Below are 17,638 nucleotides of genomic sequence, written 5' to 3' on the forward strand. Positions count from 1 at the left end.
CGGCTACTACCCGATTGATGGCGGCCGGATCACCATCGGTGACCAGGATGTGGCCGGCCGCGACGCCGGGCATATCGCGCGGATCGGGGTGCGCCGCACCTTCCAGACCCCCAAGCTCATCCACGACCTCGATGTGCTCGAGAATGTGATGCTCGGCGCGTTCTCCGACGAGAAGAGCAGCCTCGCGAGCATCGCCTGCGGGCTGCCCGGGGCCCGACGCGAGGCGGCGGCGCGGCAGGCCGAGGCGATGCGCTACCTGCAGTTCGTGGGCCTGCACAAGCGGGCGCATGACCCCGCGGGTGAGGTGCCTCACGGCCAGCAGCGTCTGGTGGAGATCGCCAGGGCGCTGGTCGGGCGGCCCAGCCTGCTGCTGCTCGATGAACCGGCGGCCGGGCTGTCGCTGGACGAGCTCGACGGCCTGGCCCGGCTGGTGCACGAGATCGCCAGCCTGGGCACCACGGTGATCATCGTCGAACACCACCTCGAACTGGTGGCGAATCTCGCGCGCAGCGTCACGGTGCTCGATGGTGGCCGCATCCTTGCCACCGGCACGCCGGAGGCGGTCTTCAATGACGAAAGCGTGATGGCGGCCTACATGGGCAAGCGCGCGCTCGACGGGGGCAAGTCATGAGCGCCGCCACGCAGCCATCTGCCGCTCCGCTGCTCGAGGTCACTGACCTCGTCAGTGGCTACGGCCATGTGCGGGTCCTCGAAGGCGTCTCCATCGCCGTGCACGATCGCCAGATCGTCACCATCCTTGGCGGCAATGGCGCAGGTAAGAGCACCTTGCTCAAGACCCTTTCCGGCCTGCTGCCGGTAGAGGCCGGCAGCATCCGGTTCGAGGGGCGCAGCCTGGTCGGACGTCCGCCGGGGCAGATCGTCGATGCCGGCCTGAGCCATGTGGCCGAGGGCCGACGGCTGTTTCGCACGCAGAGCGTGATGTCCAACCTCGAGCTCGGCCTGTATGGCACGCGCCTGAGCCGCGCCGAGGAGAAGCGCCGGCTCGACGAGGTCCTGGCCACCTTTCCGATGCTCGCCGAGCGACCGAACATCGCCGCGGGCGCACTCTCGGGCGGGCAGCAGCAGATGCTTGCCATCGCGCAGGCGCTGCTGCGCACGCCAAAGCTGCTGATGCTCGACGAGCCCTCGCTCGGGCTGGCACCGATCATCGTCGATCAGGTGATGGAAGTGATCCTGAAGCTGCGCAGCCAGGGCGTGGCGATCGTGCTGGTCGAGCAGCTGGTCGAGCGCGCGCTCGAGGTGGCCGATGTCGCCTATGTGCTGCGCAGCGGCCGCATCCTGGGCAGCGGCCGGCCCGAGGAACTGCAGGGCGGCGACCTGATCAAGCACGCCTATCTCGGGGTCTAGCGCCCCTCGGCGCCGGAGCCCGCTTCACGTCAAACCATCAAGAGGAGACCACCATGAAGAAGAGTCCGCATCTGCCTTTCGGCATCCAGCCCGATGGCAGCCTTGATCGTCGCGCGTTCCTGCTGAGTGCCGGCCAGCTCGGCGTGGGCATGATGGGCATGGGCGCTGCGCCCCTGCTGATGGCGCAGCAGCAGAACTTCACCGTGGGCTGGGTGCGGCCCAGCACCGGACGCCTGGCCTCCAGCTTTGCGCCGCTCTATGTGGGTGGCCTGATCGCCATCGAGGAGATCAATGCGGCGGGGGGTATCCTGGGTCGGCCGATCGTGCGCAAGGAGGAAGACGACGAGGCCTCGCCCGCCAAGCAGCCTACCGTCATGAAGAAGATCTCCGACGCCGGCGTGGGCGCCCTGGTGGGGCCCACCGGCAGCTCGCAGACCCTCGCCTCGCTGGCCTTCACCACGCCGGCGAAGATCATCCAGTCCACCTACGCGTTCGCGGCCGACCTCGGCGATGGCCGCAAGTACCCGTACCACTACCAGTGCTCGTACAACACCGATCACCAGGCCGAGGCGGCTACCCGTCACCTGGTCGATGTGCTCAAGCTGAAGAAGATCGCCATCCTGCAGGAGAGCACCGCCTTCGGCGAGCAGGTGGGCAATGCCTGCGTGGCGGCGCTCAAGAAGCGCGGACTGACCGCGGTGGCACGCGAGGTCTACCCGATCAGCGCGCCCGATCTCAACTCCTATGTGGGCAACCTTCGCAAGGCCGGTGCCGACGGCGTGCTCGCCTGGATCGCCAACACGCCCAATGCGGCCATGGCCTTCAACGCCATGCACACGCAGAAGTACTACCCGCAGGTGGCCGGCCACAACGGCCTGTTCTTCGAGCGTCTGCTCGATCTGGTGCCCATGGACGCGATCCGGGGCGCCACCGGCACGCATTACAAGGCGCTCACGTGGACCGACAAGCAGGGCATCGGCGCGCGCCAGCTGGCCTTCGCGAAGAAGCTCGAGAAGTACCCCGAGGTCAAGGGCATGGAAACTGCGGTGGTGATGAGCCCCTACTACGACTTCCTGCACCTGCTCAAGCATGTGATCGAGCAGGAGAAGAGCTTCGAGCCCGACAAGCTCAAGCGGGCGCTGGACAATGTGAAGGGCTATGACGCGCTGGTCGGCAAGATCTCGTTCACGCCCGACAATCACACCGGTCTGGGCCCCGACGAGCTGGCGATGGGCACCTTGATCTCGGTGAAGCGCCAGCAGTCGATGGGGGTGTTCAGGGAGCGTGCCTGAGCCGCGTGGCGGCTTCTCGCGGGGCCGGCCTGCCCGAGCGGCGCAGATTCGCGCGGGCGGATCTGCGTCGTACCATACGGCGCTTCGCAACTCTCAATCCCATTCGGTATAGCGCCATGTCAGACGCCCGACTTTCCGCCGAGCCTCCGGGGGCCGACACCTTCTCCCCCGACCCGCAGGCGATCGCCCAGATGCGCAGCTCGCGTCCGCCCTCACGCGGTTCGGTCACCGCCTACGACTGGCTGCGACATCACAGCGCCAACCGCGGTGGCAAGGAGGCGGTCCGCGAACTGAGCACCGGCCGGCGCTTCAGCTATGGCGATCTCGACAGGCGCGCCGACGCGCTCGCTGCGCACCTCGATTCCCTGGGCATCGGCCGCGGCGAGCGCGTGGCGCTGCTCGCGCACAACGGCGTCGAGTATTTCGATCTGCAGTTCGCCTGCGGCCGCACAGGCGCCATTGCCGTGCTGCTCAACTGGCGGCTGACCGTCGCCGAGCTCGAGTACATCCTCAATGACAGCTCGCCCGCGCTGCTGATCCACGACATCGCCTTCGCCGAGACTGCCGCCGAACTGCAGCGCCGCTGCGGTATCCGCTCGCTGCTGTGCGTCGACAGCGCGGCGGCCACGCCGGCCGCCAACCCCTACGAGGCCGCGCTCGCTGCCGCGGGTGGCAGAGCCGTCGCGCCGGTGGCCCTCACCCACGACGATGTGGTGACCATCATGTACACCTCGGGAACCACCGGTCACCCGAAGGGCGCGATGATCACCCACGGGATGAACTTCTGGAACTGCGTCAATCTCGGCATTCCCTGCGCTGTCGGTCTCGACACCGTGCACCTCTCGGTGCTCCCGCTCTTCCACACCGGCGGGCTGAACTGCTACTCCAACCCGGTGCTGCACGCCGGCGGCACGGTGGTGATCATGCGGGCGTTCGACCCCGGGCGGGCGCTGGAGGTGATTGGTGATCCTGCACAGGGCATCACGCACTTCTTCGGCGTGCCGGCGCCCTACCAGTTCATGGTCCAGCACCCCGATTTCGCCACCACCGACCTGTCGCGCCTGCGCATGGCCGGGGTGGGTGGCGCACCCTGCGCGCTGAGCATCCTGCAGGCCTGGGCGGCACGCGGGGTGGCGCTCATGCAGGGCTTCGGCATGACCGAGACCAGCCCGGCCTGCATCTTCCTGGACCCGGCCGATGCCATCCGCAAGCTCGGCTCCACCGGCAAGGCGCTGATGCACACCGAGATGCGCATCGTCGATGACGAAGGCAACGACTGCCCGCCCAATGCGGTGGGCGAACTCTGGGTGGCCGGGCCGAACATCACGCCCGGTTACTGGAACCGGCCCGACGCCACCGCCGCGGCCTTCTCCGGCCGCTGGCTCAAGACCGGCGACGCCGCGCGTGCCGATGACGAAGGCTTCGTCTACATCGTCGACCGCTGGAAGGACATGTACATCTCCGGTGGTGAGAACGTCTACCCGGCCGAGGTCGAGAACGCGCTCTACCAGCTGCCGCAGGTTGCCGAGGCCGCCGTGATCGGCGTGCCCAGCGAGAAGTGGGGCGAGGTGGGGCTGGCAGTGCTGGTGCTCAAGCCCGGCCAGAGCCTGGACAAGGCGACGGTGGTGGGCTGGTGCAGCGAACGACTGGCGCGCTTCAAGGTGCCCGCCGACATCGCGATCATCGATGCCTTGCCGCGCAACGCCACCGGCAAGGTGCTCAAGCGCGAGCTGCGCACCCGCTTCGTGGGCAGCAACGCCCCCGCGATCACCTGAGCGCCGGCCCGCCCATGCACCTCGCCAAGCCGCACATGGATGTGGGTCTGTTCACCCGGCAGCGCGAGCCCCAGCTCGCCTTCTGGCAGAACACCGTCGGCCTTGCCTTCGACCATATCGGCAAGCTCGGTGGCGGCATGCAGCAGCTGCGCCACCATGCCAACGGCTCCATCATCAAGGTCAACCATGCGCGTGATCCGCTGCCGGTGGCCGCGCCTGGCGGCATCGCGGGCGTGCGCATTGCCCGCGCAGGGCTGGCGCAGCGCCAGGTGCTTGCCGACCCCGACGGCAATCGGGTGTGCCTCGTGCCGCCGGGCGAGGCCGGCGTGGTCGGCATCGCCATCGAGCTGGCGGTGACTGATCGCCGCGCCCATCGGCATTTCTGGTGCGAGGTGATGCAGTTCGATTCGCCCGCGCCCGATGTTTACCGTTGCGGCGACACGCTGCTGATCGTGGTCGACGAGCGACCGGTGGTTCGCAGCGCCGACTGGCGCGCGCCCGGCTGGCGCTATCTCACGGTGCAGGTGCGCGACTGTGTGGCCGAGCACGCCGGCATCCTCGCCCGTGGCGGCGAAGAAGGCGCGCCGCCGCGTCTGCTCGGCGAGACCGTGCGCTACTCCTTCGTGCGCGACCCCGACGGCAATCACATCGAGGTCTCGCAGCGCGCCTCGCTGGTGGGCAGCCTCGACTGACTCAGGCGTCTCGGGCCAGACCGGCGATGGCCTGATCGAGCACCACGAGCGCGCGGGCGATGGTGCGTTGCTGCCACGCGGCATCGTCCAGGAAGAACGCGTCGCGGACCTGTCGACGAATCCGGGCGCCCAGGGCCGAGTGCGGATCGCCGCGCTGATGCAGCCAGTTGTCGGCGGCGAGCGCGGTCAGCACCTCGGGCATGGGCAGTGTGCCCACCTCGAGCGCGATCGCCACCACCGCGCGCGCTGCCGGGCACCAGGCGTGCACCGCCTCGCGCAGGTTGCCGCCCAGCACTTCGGAGGCTGATTCCCCCGAGGCCGGGGAGGTCACGTCCTCGCCCCACCAGGCTCTGGCCAGCCCGAGCTCGTGCGAGCCCGGCGGGTGGCGGCAGATCAGCTCGGTGTGTCCGCTCGGCCCCAGGCCGGTGTGATGGTCGAGCACGCATACCGCACGGGCATGCGCGAGGTGGCGGGCGGCGAGCGCGCGGATGGTCTGCTGCGACCAGCAGGGCGCTTGCCCGCCGAAAAAGAGCCCGTCGGGATGGGTGTACTGGCCACCGCTGATCGCCCGGGCCACCGCGCGCCCACCGAGCCTTGCCTGCGCGCTGGTGATGCTCGCCCCGAGCAGCGCCACGCTGGCCGCGCTCCAGTCCGACGGCAGCAGCGCATCATGGAATTGCGCGTAGTCGGGATTCGCTGGAGGTGTGGCGAAGTCGACGAAGTTGCGGTTGACATCGATGTTCTCGTGATCGACCCGTCGCTGCCAGGAGAAGCCCCAGGGATTCACGGCGTGCACGAAGGCGATCGCGGTACCCGGCGGCAGGCGCGCGGCCTCGGGCCGTGTCAGCGCGGCGAGCTGGCAGGCGCTGCCATGCAGGCCCTCGACGCCATGCGTACCCGACAGGCTGAGCACCACCCTGGGGGCATCGATCGGGCCGAGCCAGGCGAGGTCCATGGCCAGGGCCTCGCCCTGCAGGCCGGACTGCGGATGGGCAAGCGAGTCGAGTCGCGCCCCGAGTGCCTCTGCGGCAGCCAGGAAGGCCACACGCGCGGCCCGGTAGTCGTTCGTCACCGCGGACTATCGGCTGCCGCCGATGTAGCCGCTGCAGTTGATCTCGATGCGGTGCGGCGGATACACCTTGGGCGAACCCACCCGTTGCGCCTGGATCAGCGTGGAGCACGGGAAGTCGCCGGTGAAGAACTCGCGGCGCGCGCGCCAGACCTCGGTGTTCTCGTCAAGGTTGGTCACGAAGATCTGCATGGTCATGATGTCGTCCATGCAGCCACCGGCCGCCTCGATCAGCCGGCGGATGGTGGTGAAGGTGTTGCGCGCCTGTTCGTACATGCTGTCCCCGCTGGCGGCGATGCCGGCGACATGAAAATGCCCGTTACTGTGCAGCTTGATGTTCGACCAGGTCTGCGGCGGCGCGGGCGCGACATCGGCGGGGCTGAAGGTCTGGTAGGGCATGGTCTCCTCCGGGTTGAACCGCCATGGTAGTGCCTGCCGCACGCGGGTGGCTCGCCGGCACACCCGAATGGATCAGGCGCGCGCCAGGTTTCAGAACAGGCTGCCCTGGAGCCCTTCCGCCGGGTCATGGCCGGCGGGCGCGGCTGCGGTGTTCTCGCCGGAACGGCTGCGGCGCTTGCGTTGCGCGCTCGGCGGCAGTCCGCTGCGACGCGAGCCATGCCGCTGCTGGATCGCATCGGCCTCGTCACGGGCGAGGTCGGTCCGGCGCAGACCGTAGAGCGCCTGCTTGGCGCAGGCGAGCGCGCTGCGTTCGTCGATGATCGGTGCCGGATAGGCCGCCGTGCCGAACTCGGGCACCCACTGCCGGATGAACTCGCCTTGCGGGTCGTGATCCTGGGCCTGCCGCGCCGGCGAGTAGATGCGCAGGGTGTTGATGCCGGTGGTGCCGGACTGCATCTGCATCTGGCTCCAGTGGATGCCGGGCTCGAAGTCGAGGAATTGCCGGGCGAGGAAGAGCCCCGGCTCGCGCCAGTGCAGCCACAGGTGGTAGGACGCGAAACTCACCAGCATCGCGCGCATCCGGAAGTTCAGCCAGCCGGTGGCCACCAGCGAGCGCATGCAGGCGTCGACCATCGGAAAGCCGGTGCGGCCCTCGCACCAGGCCTGCAGCTTCGCCTGGTCAAGGGCGCCGAGCGGGCTGCCATCGCCGGGGCGCAGCCCGTCGGTGCTGCGCGCGAAGTTGCGCCACTCGATGTCGGGCTCGTCCTCGAGTTTCTGCATGAAGTGGCAATGCCAGCGCAGGCGGCTGGCGAAGCCGCGCAGGCCGTAGGCGAGTTCGCGCTCCGGTGTGGCGCGGATCGCGGCCTCGGTGGCCTGATGCACCGCCCGCATCGACAGCGTGCCAAAGGCAAGATGCGGCGAAAGCCGGCTGCAGCCGGTCTGCGCGCTGAGCGGACTGGACAGATTGCGCCGATAGCCCAGAGCGCGGCCGGCGAGAAAGCTCGCCAGCACCGCCTGCCCGGCTTGCTCACCGGCGGCCGGCGTGTCGGGCGCCGGCGAGACGCCCAGTGCAGCCAGCGTGGGCAGCGCCCGGGTTGCGTCGCCGGGCGCCAAGCCTGGCGCGGCCCGGAACCGATCCGGTGCCGGCAGGCAGGGCTCGCCCATGCGGGCCTGCCAGCGGCCGGCCCAGCCGCGGCGATCCTTCAGGCGACGCACCACGCCGGTCTGCGCGGATTCAGTCCAGCGCACGCCCTGCGCGGCGCACCAGCGTGCCACCGCCTTGTCGCGCTCATAGGACCAGCCCGGGCCGGTCTCCTCGTGGCTGAGCAGCTGCTCGTAGGCGAAGCGCTGCCGCAGGTCGGCCAGCACCGCCACCGCCTCGCCCACCCGCACCAGCAGCGGCAGGCCGCGCGCCGCGAGCGCGTCGCGCAGGGGCGCCAGACTCTGCAGCAGCCAGCTCACATGGCGTGGATGGCACTCCGGGCTGGCGAGCCATGCCGGCTCGATGATGAACACCGCGAGCGCGGCATCGCACCGGGCCGCTGCGGCGAGCGGCGCATGGTCGCTCACCCGCAGATCGCGTTTGAACCAGACGAGGGCGGTGCTCATGCGCTCAGGCTGCCGCGCGGGGGGCTCGGGTCTGCATCAGTCCTCGAAGGGCAGACCCACATAGTTCTCGGCAAGCGCCGTCGAGGCGGCTCGCGAGCCGACCAGGTAGCCGAGTTCGGCCTCCTGGATGCGCTGGCCGAACTCGCCGCTTTCCGGGAAGCGGTGCATCAGTGTGGTCATCCACCAGGAGAATCGCACCGTCTTCCAGACCCGGCGCAGGCACTTCGCGGAGTAGTCGTCGAGCTCGGTCTCGCTGCCGGCGCGATAGCGCGCGAGCAGGGCGCGCGCGAGTGTGCGGACGTCGGCCACCGCGAGGTTCAGGCCCTTCGCGCCGGTAGGCGGCACGATATGGGCAGCGTCGCCGGCAAGGCACAGGCGGCCGAAGCGCATGGGTTCAGCCACGAAGCTGCGCAGCGGCGCGATGCTCTTCTCGATGGAAGGGCCGGTGATCAGGCGTTCGGCCGCCGGCGCATCGAGCCGGCGCCGCAGTTCCTCGAAGAAGCGCTCGTCGGACCAGTCTTCCACCCGCTCGGTCAGATCGCACTGCAGGTAGTAGCGGCTGCGGGTGCGCGAGCGCATGCTGCACAGCGCGAAGCCGCGGGGATGGTTGGCGTAGATCAGTTCCTCGGCTACCGGCGGGGTGTCGCACAGCACGCCCAGCCAGCCAAAGGGATAGACCCGCTCGAACAGGCGCAGCGCACTTGCCGGCACGCTGGCCCGCGACACGCCATGAAAACCGTCGCAGCCCGCGATGTAGTCGCAGCGCAGTTCATGGACGCGTCCTTTCATGCGCCAGCGGACCCGTGGCGCGGTCCCGTCGAAGTCATGCAGGCTCACCTCGCTCGCCTGATAGATCGAGGTCAGACCAGCCGCGGCGCGTGCGTCCATCAGGTCACGGGTGACCTCGGTCTGGCCGTAGACCGTGACCTGCCGGCCGGTGAGACCGGCCAGGTCGATGCGATGGCGCTGGCCGTCGAAGGCGAGCTCGAAACCCTCGTGCGGAAGGCCCTTCGCCTTCAGCCGCTCGCCCACACCGGCCTCCTGCAGCACATCGACCGTGCCCTGCTCGAGCACGCCGGCGCGTATCCGGCCAAGCACATGGCTGCGGCTGTGGCGCTCGAGGATGACCGTGTCGATGCCGCCGAGCGCGAGCAGCTGCCCGAGCAGCAGGCCGGCCGGGCCCGCGCCGATGATCGCGACCTGGGTACGCATCGGGCTTGTCTCCTGGGGGCTTGGGATCAGAGGTCGAAGAACACGGTCTCGGCCTCGCCCTGCATGCGGATGTCGAAGCGATAGACCAGTCCGCCCGCGGTGTTGTCGCGCCGCGCGATCAGGGTGTGACGACGGGCTTCGGGAACCGTGACGAGCACCGGATCCTGCGCATTGGCTGCCGGCTCGTCGTCGAAGCACAGGCGGGTGAAGGCGTGGTTGAGCAGCCCGCGCATCGTCAGGATGAGATTGATGTGCGGCGCCTGACCGTCGGCCGTGACCCCTGGCTTGATGGTGCGAAACGCGAACTCGTGGCCCGGCAGGGTGCCGGTGCCAGCGCGTCCGAAGCCGCGAAAACCCGTGGTCGCGACCTCGGCCGGGCTGGCCGGGTAGCGGCCCTGGGCATCGGCATGCAGGATCTCGACCATGGCATCACCGACGGCCTCGCCCTGGCCATCGAGTACCCGGCCGCGCAGTTCGATCGGCGTGCCCGGGGTGCGCGCCTCGGCGAGCACCGGACCGAAGAGGCTGTTGAAGGCATAGCCGTACTGGGCGGGCACCAGCCCGTAGGCGAAGAACGGGCCCACGGTCTGCGACGGGGTCTGGCCCAGGCTTGCGGGCTGGCTCATCGCGGCATCTCCATCGGGGTTTCGAGCGGCCCGCGCAGCACGATGTCGAAGACATAGCCGAGCGCGAAGCCCGGCTCGGTTACGCCGATGTCAAAGCGCGAGACCAGCCGCTCGCGCACCCCTTCGCCGGTGCTCTGGTAGATCGGGTCGAGCGCCAGCAGCGGATCGCCGGGGAAGTACATCTGCGTGACCAGTCGACTGGCGAAGTGCTCGCCGAAGAGCGAGAGGTGGATGTGCGCGGGCCTCCAGGCATTCGGATGGTTGCCCCAGGGATAAGCGCCAGGCTTGATGGTGAGGAATCGGTAGCGGCCTTCCGCATCGGTGAGCGTACGCCCGGCGCCGAGAAAGTTCGGGTCGAGCGGCGCATCGTGCTGATCGATCCGGTGCACATAGCGGCCGGCGGCATTGCACTGCCAGAGTTCGACCAGGGTGTGGCGCACCGGCCGGCCGCGTTCGTCGACAACCCGGCCGGTGAGGATGATCCGCTCGCCCAGAGGGGCGCCATTGCTCACCGCATTGCGGGTCAGGTCGTGGTCGAGTGCGGCGACATGCTCGTGGCCATAGACCGGCTGGGTGAGCGTCGACAGCGACTGGGCCATCGGCAGCAGCGGCCGGGTCGGCGCGCGCAGTGCGGTCGATCGGTAGGGGGCAAGCAGCCAGGGCGGCTGGCTGGACCAGTCGCGTGGGGCGATGCGGGGCGCAACGGGGGGCATGGGCGATCTCCGGCGCGGATGGCGCGCAGGGCGCCAGTGTAAGACGATCGCAGGGCGCTCAAGCTCAGGTCTGCGTGGCAGGCCGGGCATCGCGCCACTCGCGCAGCACATGGTCGATCATCGACCCCGCGTCGCCGAGCTGAGCGACCGGATCGAAAAGACCCGCGCGTACCGCGGGCGGCAGTGCGTCCGCCAGCCCGGGGTCATGACGCACCGCTTCCTCGAGCGCCTGGGCAAGCGGGCAGCCCCGCGCGATGGCTTGCGTGCACAGCCGCTCCATCAGGGCCTTGGCCGCGGGCCGGCCCAGGGCTTCGGCCAGTGCGATCGTGGCGGCCTCGGCGAAGACGAAGCCGCCACCGCGTTCCAGGTTGGCGGCCATCGCCTCGGGAGCCAGGCGAAGGCCGGTCAGCGCCTCGGCCATGGACTGGCTGGCGCTGCCCGCGCACTCGAACAGCGCGCCCAGCGTCCACCAGTCGGACTGCCAGGTGCCCAGCCCGCGCTCATGCTCGCCGGCCTGCGAGGCCAGCAGGGTGGCTGCCAGACCCGGGGCGCGCAGGCCTGCCTGCAGCGCCAGCATGGCCGCCACCGGATTGCGCTTGTGCGGCATCGCCGATGAGCCGCCGCGGCCTTCGGCGGCGGGCTCGAAGGCCTCGCCGATCTCGGTCTGCATGAGCAGCGCGAGGTCGCGCCCGATGCGCGCCATGCCGCCCGCCATCAGCGCGAGCTCGGCGCCGAGTCGGGCGATCCGATCGCGGCTGCCGTGCCAGCTGATGCCCGGATCGGTCAGGCCGAGACGAGTCGCCATCACCGCGGCGACCGCATCGCCGCGCCCGCCAAGGGCGCCGCGCACCCCGCTCGCACCGCCGAACTGGAGCACCCTGGCCTGTTCCAGGGCGCCGGCAAGCCCGCGGGCGTTGCGCGCCAGCGGCGACAGCCAGCAGGCGGCCTTCCAGCCGAAGGACACCGGGGTGGACTGCTGCAGCAGGGTGCGGCCGGCCATCGGCAGGGCGCGGTGCGCATCGGCCAGCGCGGCCAGCGCGTCGCCGATGCAGGCGGTCTGCGCGAGCAGGGCCTTCCCGGCAGGCCCGATGGCCAGCACGAGCGCGGTGTCGATCACATCCTGGCTGGTGGCGCCGAAGTGCACCCAGCGTGCCGCCTCGGGCGCCTGGGCAGCGACCTGCTCGGTCAGCGCCTTCACGAACGGGATGGCCAGCGTCCCTGCGCGGCGCGCGGCGACGGCGAGGCGATCGGGTCGGAACAGGCTGTCCGAGCGGGTCGCGTCCTGCGGCAGATGCGCACAGACCCGGGCGATCGCCTGCGCGGCGGTCGAGGGCACGAGGCCGGTGTCGGCCTGCGCCAGCGCGAGTGCGGCCTCGAAGCGGGCCATGGCCGCGATCAGCGCAGCGTCGCTGAAGTGGCGCGAGACCGGCTCGCTCGCAAACTGGCTCGACAGGGTCTCGGAAGCGGGGATGCTCAATTCGGACGGACTCCGGGCGAGGGCGGTGGGCGCTTTCCCCGAGCATAGTGCAAGCGGCAGGCGCGGCCCAGACGCGAACTCGGTCGCCACAGATGGCACCGCTCGCGGTAATCTCCGCGCACAACCCTCCGAGGAGACACCCCGATGAAGACCCTGCTCGCGATCACCGCCCTGGGCGCGGCCCTGGCCAGCGGCGCTGCCGGCGCCCAGACCATCACGCTGAAGGTCCATCACTTCCTGGGCCCACAGTCGATCCAGCACACCACCATGCTGCAGACCTGGTGCAACAACATCGCCAGGGACTCGGGCAACCGCCTGAACTGCCAGATCTACCCCGCCATGCAGCTTGGCGGCTCGCCGCCGCAGCTCTTCGACCAGGCCAAGGACGGCGTGGCCGATGTGGTCTGGACGGTGGCGGGCTACACCGCCAACCGCTTCGTGCGCAGCCAGGTGTTCGAGCTCCCGTTCATGATGACCAACGCCGGTGCCACCAGCCGCGCCGCCTGGGACTGGGTGCAGAAGCACGCGATGGACGAGTACAAGGACATCAAGCTGCTGGCGGTGCATGTGCACGGCCCGGGCGTGATCTTCACCAAGAACAAACCCATCAACCGGATCGAGGATCTGCGCGGGCTCAAGATGCGCGGCCCCACGGCCACCGTCACCAAGATGCTGGCCAACATGGGCGCCACGCCGGTGGGCATGCCGGTGCCGCAGGTGCCCGAGGCCCTCTCCAAGGGCGTGATCGATGGCGCGGTGATCCCCTACGAGGTCGCCCCCGGTCTGAAGGTCAACGAGCTCACGAAGTTCGCCTCCGAGACGCCCAGGGGCGCGCCGGCGCTCTACACCACCTTCTTCGTGGTGCCGATGAACAAGGCCCGCTACGACTCCCTGCCGCCCGATCTCAAGGCGGTCATCGACAAGAACTCCGGTCGCGAACTCTCGGCCTTCCTGGGCAGCACCCAGGAGGGCAATGACGTGCCCGGCCGCAAGGTGTTTGCCGAGACCGCGGGCTACACCATCACCCAGATCCCTGCTGCCGAGGTGGAGCGCTGGAAGAAGGCCACCGACAATCTCGATGACGAGTGGGTCGCCGAGATGAACAAGCGCGGCCTGAACGGGCGGGCCATGCTCGAGGACGCTCAGTCGCTGGTGCAGAAGTACAGCCGCTGATGGCGGACTGCCGGGTCGCTGCGGATGCCCTTCGCATCCGCCGGCCCGAGGCCGGTCCGGTTGCGGGCTGACCCCGGCTGGCTCAGACCAGGCTGATGTGCCGGATGGCCAGCATGAACGGTCCGGCCTGCCGCTCGGCGATCATCAGTCCGACCTGGCGGATGGCCGCCGGATCGAGTGGCGGGGCGTTTGTCACCTCGCGCCCCCGGAAGCTCGCCCGGAAGTCCGTCAGGGGCAGGCGCTGCGTCTCCCAGCCCTGGGTGGGAGCCTGGAAGCCGATCTGGTAGTTCACGCTGTCGAAGCGATCGTCGGTGAGCAGGTTCAGCCGGAAACGCTGCCCGCTGCCTCTCACCTCGATCACGCACAGGGTGGCGCCGCGCAGGCCGCGATCGCCCGGGGTGCATCGCACGGAGGCGAAGCCGCCATTGCGTTCGAGTGATACCTCGCCCTCGAACACCGCGTGACCGCCCGGGTCGGTGCGCAGACGGCTGCGTGACACCCCGCCCATCACCCGATCGTCGATGGCCTGCCAGGCATCGACCGCGCGCGGATCGGAAAAGTCGAACAGCAGCCTGTGCATGGCCTGCCCTCCGTCCGGGTCAGGCGCCACCGAGATAGGCGTCGCGCACCCGCGCGTCGTCTCGCAGCTCGGCGCCAGGGCCTTCCAGCACGATGCGCCCGCCTTCCATGACATAGCCGTAATCGGCCACCTTGAGCGCCTGGCGGACATTCTGCTCGACCAGCAGGATGGCGGTGCCGGCCGCGCGGATGCTGGTCACCAGCTCGAAGATCTGGCGCACGATCTTCGGTGCCAGGCCGAGCGAGGGTTCATCCAGCAGCAGCAGCCTGGGCCGGCTCATCAGTGCCCGGCCGATGCACAGCATCTGCTGCTCGCCACCCGAGAGCGAACCGGCCTGCTGCCCGAGCCGCTGGCGCAGCACCGGGAATCGGTCGAGCACCTGCGCGAAGGTGGCGTCGAAGTCTTCACGGCCGAGCATCGCGCCGCCAAGCAGCAGGTTCTCGCGCACGCTCATCGAGGCGAACACCTGGCGCCCCTCGGGCGCCTGGGCCAGGCCCAGCGCGACGATGCGGTGCGAGGCTTGCGCGGTGATGTCCTGGCCATGGAAGACCACGCGACCGCTGCTCGCCCGGTAGACCCCCGAGACGGTGCGCATCAGGGTGGTCTTGCCCACGCCATTGGCACCCAGCACGGTAACGATGCCGCGTTCGGGCACGGTCACGCTCACCTCATGCAGGATCTGCTGCGCACCCATGCTGACCACCAGGCGCTCGACGCTCAGGGCACTTCCCGGCGCGTTCATTCATCGTCTCCGGTGCCGAGATAGGCATCGAGCACGGCCGGATCGGCCCGCACCACGGAAGGCGCGGCGTCGGCGATCTTGCGCCCGAAGGCGAGCACGATCACGCGGCTGCAGATGCGCATCACCAGGCCCATGTCGTGTTCCACCAGCAGGATGGTCAGCCCCTCGGCGCGCAGCTGCTCGATGAATCGGGAGAGCTCCAGGGTCTCGCTGTCATTCAGGCCTGCGGCGGGCTCGTCGAGGATGAGCAGCTTCGGACGGCCGGCCAGCGCCCGAGCGATCTCGAGCATCTTGCGCTTGCCGTAGGAGAGATTGGCGGCCAGCTCATCGGCCTGTCCGAGCAGTCCGACCTTGGCGAGCATCTCGCGCGAGACCTCGCCGATCTGGCGCAGATGTGCGGGGCTGCCGGGGCGCAGCGCATCGCGCAGCCCCGAGTCGCGGATCGCGCCAACCGAGACATTGTCGAACACCGTCATGTTCGGGAAGACGCGCAGGTTCTGGAAGGTGCGCCCGATGCCCAGCCTGGCGACCTGGAACGGACGCAGCCCGGCCAGCGGCTTTCCCTCGAACATGACCGTGCCGGCCGATGGGACCGTGACCCCGCTGATGAGATTGAACAGCGTGGTCTTGCCGGCGCCGTTGGGGCCGATCAGGCCAACCAGCTCGCCGCGGTGGATGTCGGCATCGACATCCTGCACGGCGATCAGGCCACCGAAGCGGCGGGTGAGCCCGCGCAGCGCAAGCAGGGGAGGGTTGTCGCTCACCATGCGCCAGCCTCCGGGCGCCGTTGCTGGCGCTGGCGAATCTGGCGCCGGATGAGATCGAGCGCGGACACCTCACCCACCAGCCCTCGCGGCAGGAACAGGATCGACAGGAACAGCACCACACCTACTGCGATCATGCGGTAGCTGCCGAGGTCGCGCAGCAGTTCGGGCAGCACCGAGAGGATCACCGCACCGATGATGCTGCCGTAAAGGCTGCCCAGGCCGCCCACCACGATCATCGAGAGCACCAGGATCGATTCCCCGAAGCGGAAGCTGTCAGGGCTGATGTAGCCGGTGGTGTGCGCGAAGAGGGCGCCGGCGGCGCCCGCCATGGCGCAGGCCACCCCGAAGCTCTGCAGTTTCAGTCGCCCGGTGTCGATGCCCATGGCATCCGCGCAGGCGTCGTCCTCGCGAAGCGCGCGCAGCGAGTTCCCGTAGTAGGAGTGCACCAGCCGGTGCACCAGCCATAGCACGCCGAGCATGACGGCGGCCGTCACCACCAGCTGGCACTCGATGCCCTTCCAGCCGAAGAGCTCGATGCTCGGGATCGATCGGATCCCCATCGGTCCGCGGGTGAGACCCACCCAGTTGAGCAGGGTGACGTAGATCATCTCGCCGATGCCCAGGGTGGCCACCGAGAAGTAGATGCTGGTCAGGCGCATGGTGGGAATCGCCACCACCGCCCCCACCAGCGCGGCGGCCACGGCCGCGGCCGGCAGGGTGGCCCAGAACGACCAGCCGTAGCGGGTGGCGAGCAGCGCGGCCACGTAGGCACCCACCCCGAAGAAGGCGGCGTGCCCCAGGCTGAGCAGGCCCGCCGAGCCGGTGATGAGGTTGAGGCTGGCCGCGAGGATCACGAAGATCATCGTCGTGATGGCGATCTGCACGAAGTAGCCCGAACCCGATGCGATCAGTCCGACCACCAGAGCGGCCAGTGCCAGCCCCAGCCAGAGATTGAGCCGGGCGCTCACATCTTCTCCTTCTGGGTGCCGAAGATGCCGTTGGGGAAGAACCAGAGCGTGAGCAGCAGGAAGGAGTAGGAGACCAGCGCCTTCCAGCCATCGCTGAAGAACTGGGTGGCCACCGACTCCGAGACGCCGAGCAGCAGCGCGCAGGCTACTGCGCCCGGAATGCTGGAGAGCCCGCCCATCACCATGGCCACGAAGGCCTTCACGCCCGGCTCGAACCCCATGTGCGGGAAGATGGCGCCCTGATAGAGGCCGACCATGATCCCGGCGATGGCACCAAGCACCGAGCCCACCACGAAGGTGGCGACGATCGCCCGGGTGGTGTCGATGCCCACGAACTGCGCGCCGAGCACGTTGCTGGACACCGCGCGGATCCCCATGCCGATGCGGGTGCGATAGAGCACGAACTGCAGCGCGAGCAGCGACAGTGCCGACAGCCCGAAGATGATCAGGTTGCCGTCGGTGATGGTGACCGGCCCGAACTGGATCGGCGTCTGCAGCAGGTAGCGCTGCGCGATGGTCTGCATCTCGCCCGAAAATCGCAGCTCGAGCGCCTCGCGCACGATGATCGACACCGCCAGCGACGACAGCAGCGTGGCCTCGCGCATGGCCTTGCTCTTGAGTGATGCCTCGTCGCGGAAGCGCCGGAAGGGCCGGAATGCCATGCGCTCGAGCAGCCAGCCCGCCAGCCCGCCGCCGGCCAGCACCACCAGCAGCACCACCCACAGCGGCGGTGCCAGCCAGGTGATCACCAGCAGACCGATGAACGCACCCACGGTGTAGATCTCGCCGTGGGCGAAGTTGACGACATTCAGCACGCCGAAGATCAGCGTGAAGCCGATCGCCATCAGCGCATAGACCAGGCCGATCGACAGCCCGTTGACGAGCTGCTGCAGCCAGACGCTTGCGTCCATCGGTGAGCCGGCCTTACTGGGCGCTGACGAACCTGCCGTCCTTGATCTGCAGCTTGGACAGCGTCTTGTTCGGCTCGCGGGTTGCCTTGTCGAAGGTGGTGCTGCCGGTCACCCCCGGATAGTTCGCGGTGGCCGCCAGCGCATCGCGGATCTGGGCGCGCGTGGCACCGGGGCCCGTGCGCTTGAGGGCGTCGAGCATGATGCCGACCGCGTCGAAGGCCTGGGCGGCGAACTGGTTGGGGTCGCTGCCGAAGCGTCGCTTGTAT

19 protein-coding genes are annotated in these 17,638 nt (G+C 69.3%); 6 read left to right on the forward strand and 13 right to left on the reverse strand.

Annotated features, from left to right (window positions below; all coding sequences use genetic code 11):
* From AC2H6A_RS10175 to AC2H6A_RS10195, 5 genes are all read left to right on the forward strand, one after another.
* Window positions 1–631, forward strand: a 631-nt coding sequence (locus AC2H6A_RS10175; RefSeq protein WP_484273170.1) for an ABC transporter ATP-binding protein, incomplete at its 5' end; no start/stop codon positions are given.
* Complete coding sequence (locus AC2H6A_RS10180; protein ID WP_484273172.1) at window positions 628–1,368, forward strand: ABC transporter ATP-binding protein; 741 nt, start codon at window positions 628–630, stop codon at window positions 1,366–1,368. The genes AC2H6A_RS10175 and AC2H6A_RS10180, both read left to right, overlap by 4 nt.
* 53 nt (window positions 1,369–1,421) lie before the next feature.
* Window positions 1,422–2,660 (forward strand): ABC transporter substrate-binding protein, encoded by a 1,239-nt coding sequence (locus tag AC2H6A_RS10185; protein ID WP_484273174.1) that lies wholly within the window; start codon window positions 1,422–1,424, stop codon window positions 2,658–2,660.
* 116 nt (window positions 2,661–2,776) lie between these two features.
* Window positions 2,777–4,435, forward strand: a complete 1,659-nt coding sequence (locus tag AC2H6A_RS10190) for an acyl-CoA synthetase (RefSeq protein WP_484273176.1) — start codon at window positions 2,777–2,779, stop codon at window positions 4,433–4,435.
* Between the two features lie 14 nt (window positions 4,436–4,449).
* Window positions 4,450–5,127 carry a VOC family protein gene (locus AC2H6A_RS10195; RefSeq protein ID WP_484273178.1) on the forward strand — a complete coding sequence of 226 codons (678 nt, stop codon included), beginning with the start codon at window positions 4,450–4,452 and terminating at the stop codon, window positions 5,125–5,127.
* Between the two features lies 1 nt (window position 5,128).
* Here AC2H6A_RS10195 and AC2H6A_RS10200 read toward each other — a convergent pair whose 3' ends face one another.
* The 7 genes from AC2H6A_RS10200 to AC2H6A_RS10230 form a co-directional block, all read right to left on the reverse strand.
* On the reverse strand, window positions 5,129–6,199 hold the full coding sequence (locus AC2H6A_RS10200; protein WP_484273180.1) for a M14 family metallopeptidase: 1,071 nt from the start codon (window positions 6,197–6,199) through the stop codon (window positions 5,129–5,131).
* A gap of 6 nt (window positions 6,200–6,205) precedes the next feature.
* The gene (locus AC2H6A_RS10205; RefSeq protein WP_484273182.1) at window positions 6,206–6,595 is read right to left on the reverse strand and encodes a RidA family protein; all 390 of its coding nucleotides are present in this window, start codon (window positions 6,593–6,595) and stop codon (window positions 6,206–6,208) included.
* A 90-nt stretch (window positions 6,596–6,685) separates the two neighbouring features.
* The gene (locus AC2H6A_RS10210; RefSeq protein WP_484273184.1) at window positions 6,686–8,203 is read right to left on the reverse strand and encodes an FAD-binding domain-containing protein; all 1,518 of its coding nucleotides are present in this window, start codon (window positions 8,201–8,203) and stop codon (window positions 6,686–6,688) included.
* Window positions 8,204–8,239: 36 nt separating this feature from the next.
* A complete protein-coding gene (gene pobA, locus AC2H6A_RS10215; RefSeq protein WP_484273186.1) occupies window positions 8,240–9,415 on the reverse strand; it encodes a 4-hydroxybenzoate 3-monooxygenase in 1,176 nt (391 codons plus the stop codon).
* 26 nt (window positions 9,416–9,441) lie between these two features.
* A complete protein-coding gene (pcaG, locus tag AC2H6A_RS10220; RefSeq protein WP_484273188.1) occupies window positions 9,442–10,041 on the reverse strand; it encodes a protocatechuate 3,4-dioxygenase subunit alpha in 600 nt (199 codons plus the stop codon).
* Complete coding sequence (gene pcaH, locus AC2H6A_RS10225; protein ID WP_484273190.1) at window positions 10,038–10,754, reverse strand: protocatechuate 3,4-dioxygenase subunit beta; 717 nt, start codon at window positions 10,752–10,754, stop codon at window positions 10,038–10,040. The genes pcaG and pcaH overlap by 4 nt, the downstream gene beginning before the upstream one ends.
* A 64-nt stretch (window positions 10,755–10,818) precedes the next feature.
* Window positions 10,819–12,231, reverse strand: a complete 1,413-nt coding sequence (locus AC2H6A_RS10230) for a lyase family protein (protein ID WP_484273192.1) — start codon at window positions 12,229–12,231, stop codon at window positions 10,819–10,821.
* A 144-nt stretch (window positions 12,232–12,375) separates the two neighbouring features.
* On the opposite strand from AC2H6A_RS10230, the gene AC2H6A_RS10235 reads away from it, so the two are divergent.
* Window positions 12,376–13,404, forward strand: a complete 1,029-nt coding sequence (locus tag AC2H6A_RS10235; RefSeq protein WP_484273194.1) for a TRAP transporter substrate-binding protein — start codon at window positions 12,376–12,378, stop codon at window positions 13,402–13,404.
* Window positions 13,405–13,486: 82 nt separating this feature from the next.
* Here AC2H6A_RS10235 and AC2H6A_RS10240 read toward each other — a convergent pair whose 3' ends face one another.
* From AC2H6A_RS10240 to AC2H6A_RS10265, 6 genes are all read right to left on the reverse strand, one after another.
* The gene (locus tag AC2H6A_RS10240) at window positions 13,487–13,984 is read right to left on the reverse strand and encodes a CIA30 family protein (RefSeq protein ID WP_484273196.1); all 498 of its coding nucleotides are present in this window, start codon (window positions 13,982–13,984) and stop codon (window positions 13,487–13,489) included.
* 19 nt (window positions 13,985–14,003) lie between these two features.
* Complete coding sequence (locus AC2H6A_RS10245) at window positions 14,004–14,726, reverse strand: ABC transporter ATP-binding protein (protein ID WP_484273198.1); 723 nt, start codon at window positions 14,724–14,726, stop codon at window positions 14,004–14,006.
* Complete coding sequence (locus AC2H6A_RS10250) at window positions 14,723–15,490, reverse strand: ABC transporter ATP-binding protein (protein WP_484273200.1); 768 nt, start codon at window positions 15,488–15,490, stop codon at window positions 14,723–14,725. The genes AC2H6A_RS10245 and AC2H6A_RS10250 overlap by 4 nt, the downstream gene beginning before the upstream one ends.
* Window positions 15,487–16,461, reverse strand: coding sequence for a branched-chain amino acid ABC transporter permease (locus AC2H6A_RS10255; RefSeq protein WP_484273202.1), 975 nt, complete (start codon window positions 16,459–16,461; stop codon window positions 15,487–15,489). The genes AC2H6A_RS10250 and AC2H6A_RS10255 overlap by 4 nt, the downstream gene beginning before the upstream one ends.
* Window positions 16,458–17,372 carry a branched-chain amino acid ABC transporter permease gene (locus AC2H6A_RS10260; protein WP_484273204.1) on the reverse strand — a complete coding sequence of 305 codons (915 nt, stop codon included), beginning with the start codon at window positions 17,370–17,372 and terminating at the stop codon, window positions 16,458–16,460. The genes AC2H6A_RS10255 and AC2H6A_RS10260 overlap by 4 nt, the downstream gene beginning before the upstream one ends.
* Window positions 17,373–17,385: 13 nt before the next feature.
* Window positions 17,386–17,638: ABC transporter substrate-binding protein (locus tag AC2H6A_RS10265; RefSeq protein WP_484273206.1), on the reverse strand; the 253-nt coding region annotated here is incomplete at its 5' end.

Source organism: Quisquiliibacterium sp. (assembly GCF_982640115.1).

What these genes read in the sequence shown, in the direction of transcription:
- AC2H6A_RS10180 (WP_484273172.1), top strand. Translation starts at nt 628, where the DNA reads ATGAGCGCCGCCACGCAGCCATCTGCCGCTCCGCTGCTCGAGGTCACT.
- AC2H6A_RS10185 (WP_484273174.1), top strand. Translation starts at nt 1,422, where the DNA reads ATGAAGAAGAGTCCGCATCTGCCTTTCGGCATCCAGCCCGATGGCAGC.
- AC2H6A_RS10190 (WP_484273176.1), top strand. Translation starts at nt 2,777, where the DNA reads ATGTCAGACGCCCGACTTTCCGCCGAGCCTCCGGGGGCCGACACCTTC.
- AC2H6A_RS10195 (WP_484273178.1), top strand. Translation starts at nt 4,450, where the DNA reads ATGCACCTCGCCAAGCCGCACATGGATGTGGGTCTGTTCACCCGGCAG.
- AC2H6A_RS10205 (WP_484273182.1), bottom strand. Translation starts at nt 6,595, where the DNA reads ATGCCCTACCAGACCTTCAGCCCCGCCGATGTCGCGCCCGCGCCGCCG.
- AC2H6A_RS10210 (WP_484273184.1), bottom strand. Translation starts at nt 8,203, where the DNA reads ATGAGCACCGCCCTCGTCTGGTTCAAACGCGATCTGCGGGTGAGCGAC.
- pobA (WP_484273186.1), bottom strand. Translation starts at nt 9,415, where the DNA reads ATGCGTACCCAGGTCGCGATCATCGGCGCGGGCCCGGCCGGCCTGCTG.
- pcaG (WP_484273188.1), bottom strand. Translation starts at nt 10,041, where the DNA reads ATGAGCCAGCCCGCAAGCCTGGGCCAGACCCCGTCGCAGACCGTGGGC.
- pcaH (WP_484273190.1), bottom strand. Translation starts at nt 10,754, where the DNA reads ATGCCCCCCGTTGCGCCCCGCATCGCCCCACGCGACTGGTCCAGCCAG.
- AC2H6A_RS10235 (WP_484273194.1), top strand. Translation starts at nt 12,376, where the DNA reads ATGAAGACCCTGCTCGCGATCACCGCCCTGGGCGCGGCCCTGGCCAGC.
- AC2H6A_RS10240 (WP_484273196.1), bottom strand. Translation starts at nt 13,984, where the DNA reads ATGCACAGGCTGCTGTTCGACTTTTCCGATCCGCGCGCGGTCGATGCC.
- AC2H6A_RS10245 (WP_484273198.1), bottom strand. Translation starts at nt 14,726, where the DNA reads ATGAACGCGCCGGGAAGTGCCCTGAGCGTCGAGCGCCTGGTGGTCAGC.
- AC2H6A_RS10260 (WP_484273204.1), bottom strand. Translation starts at nt 17,372, where the DNA reads ATGGACGCAAGCGTCTGGCTGCAGCAGCTCGTCAACGGGCTGTCGATC.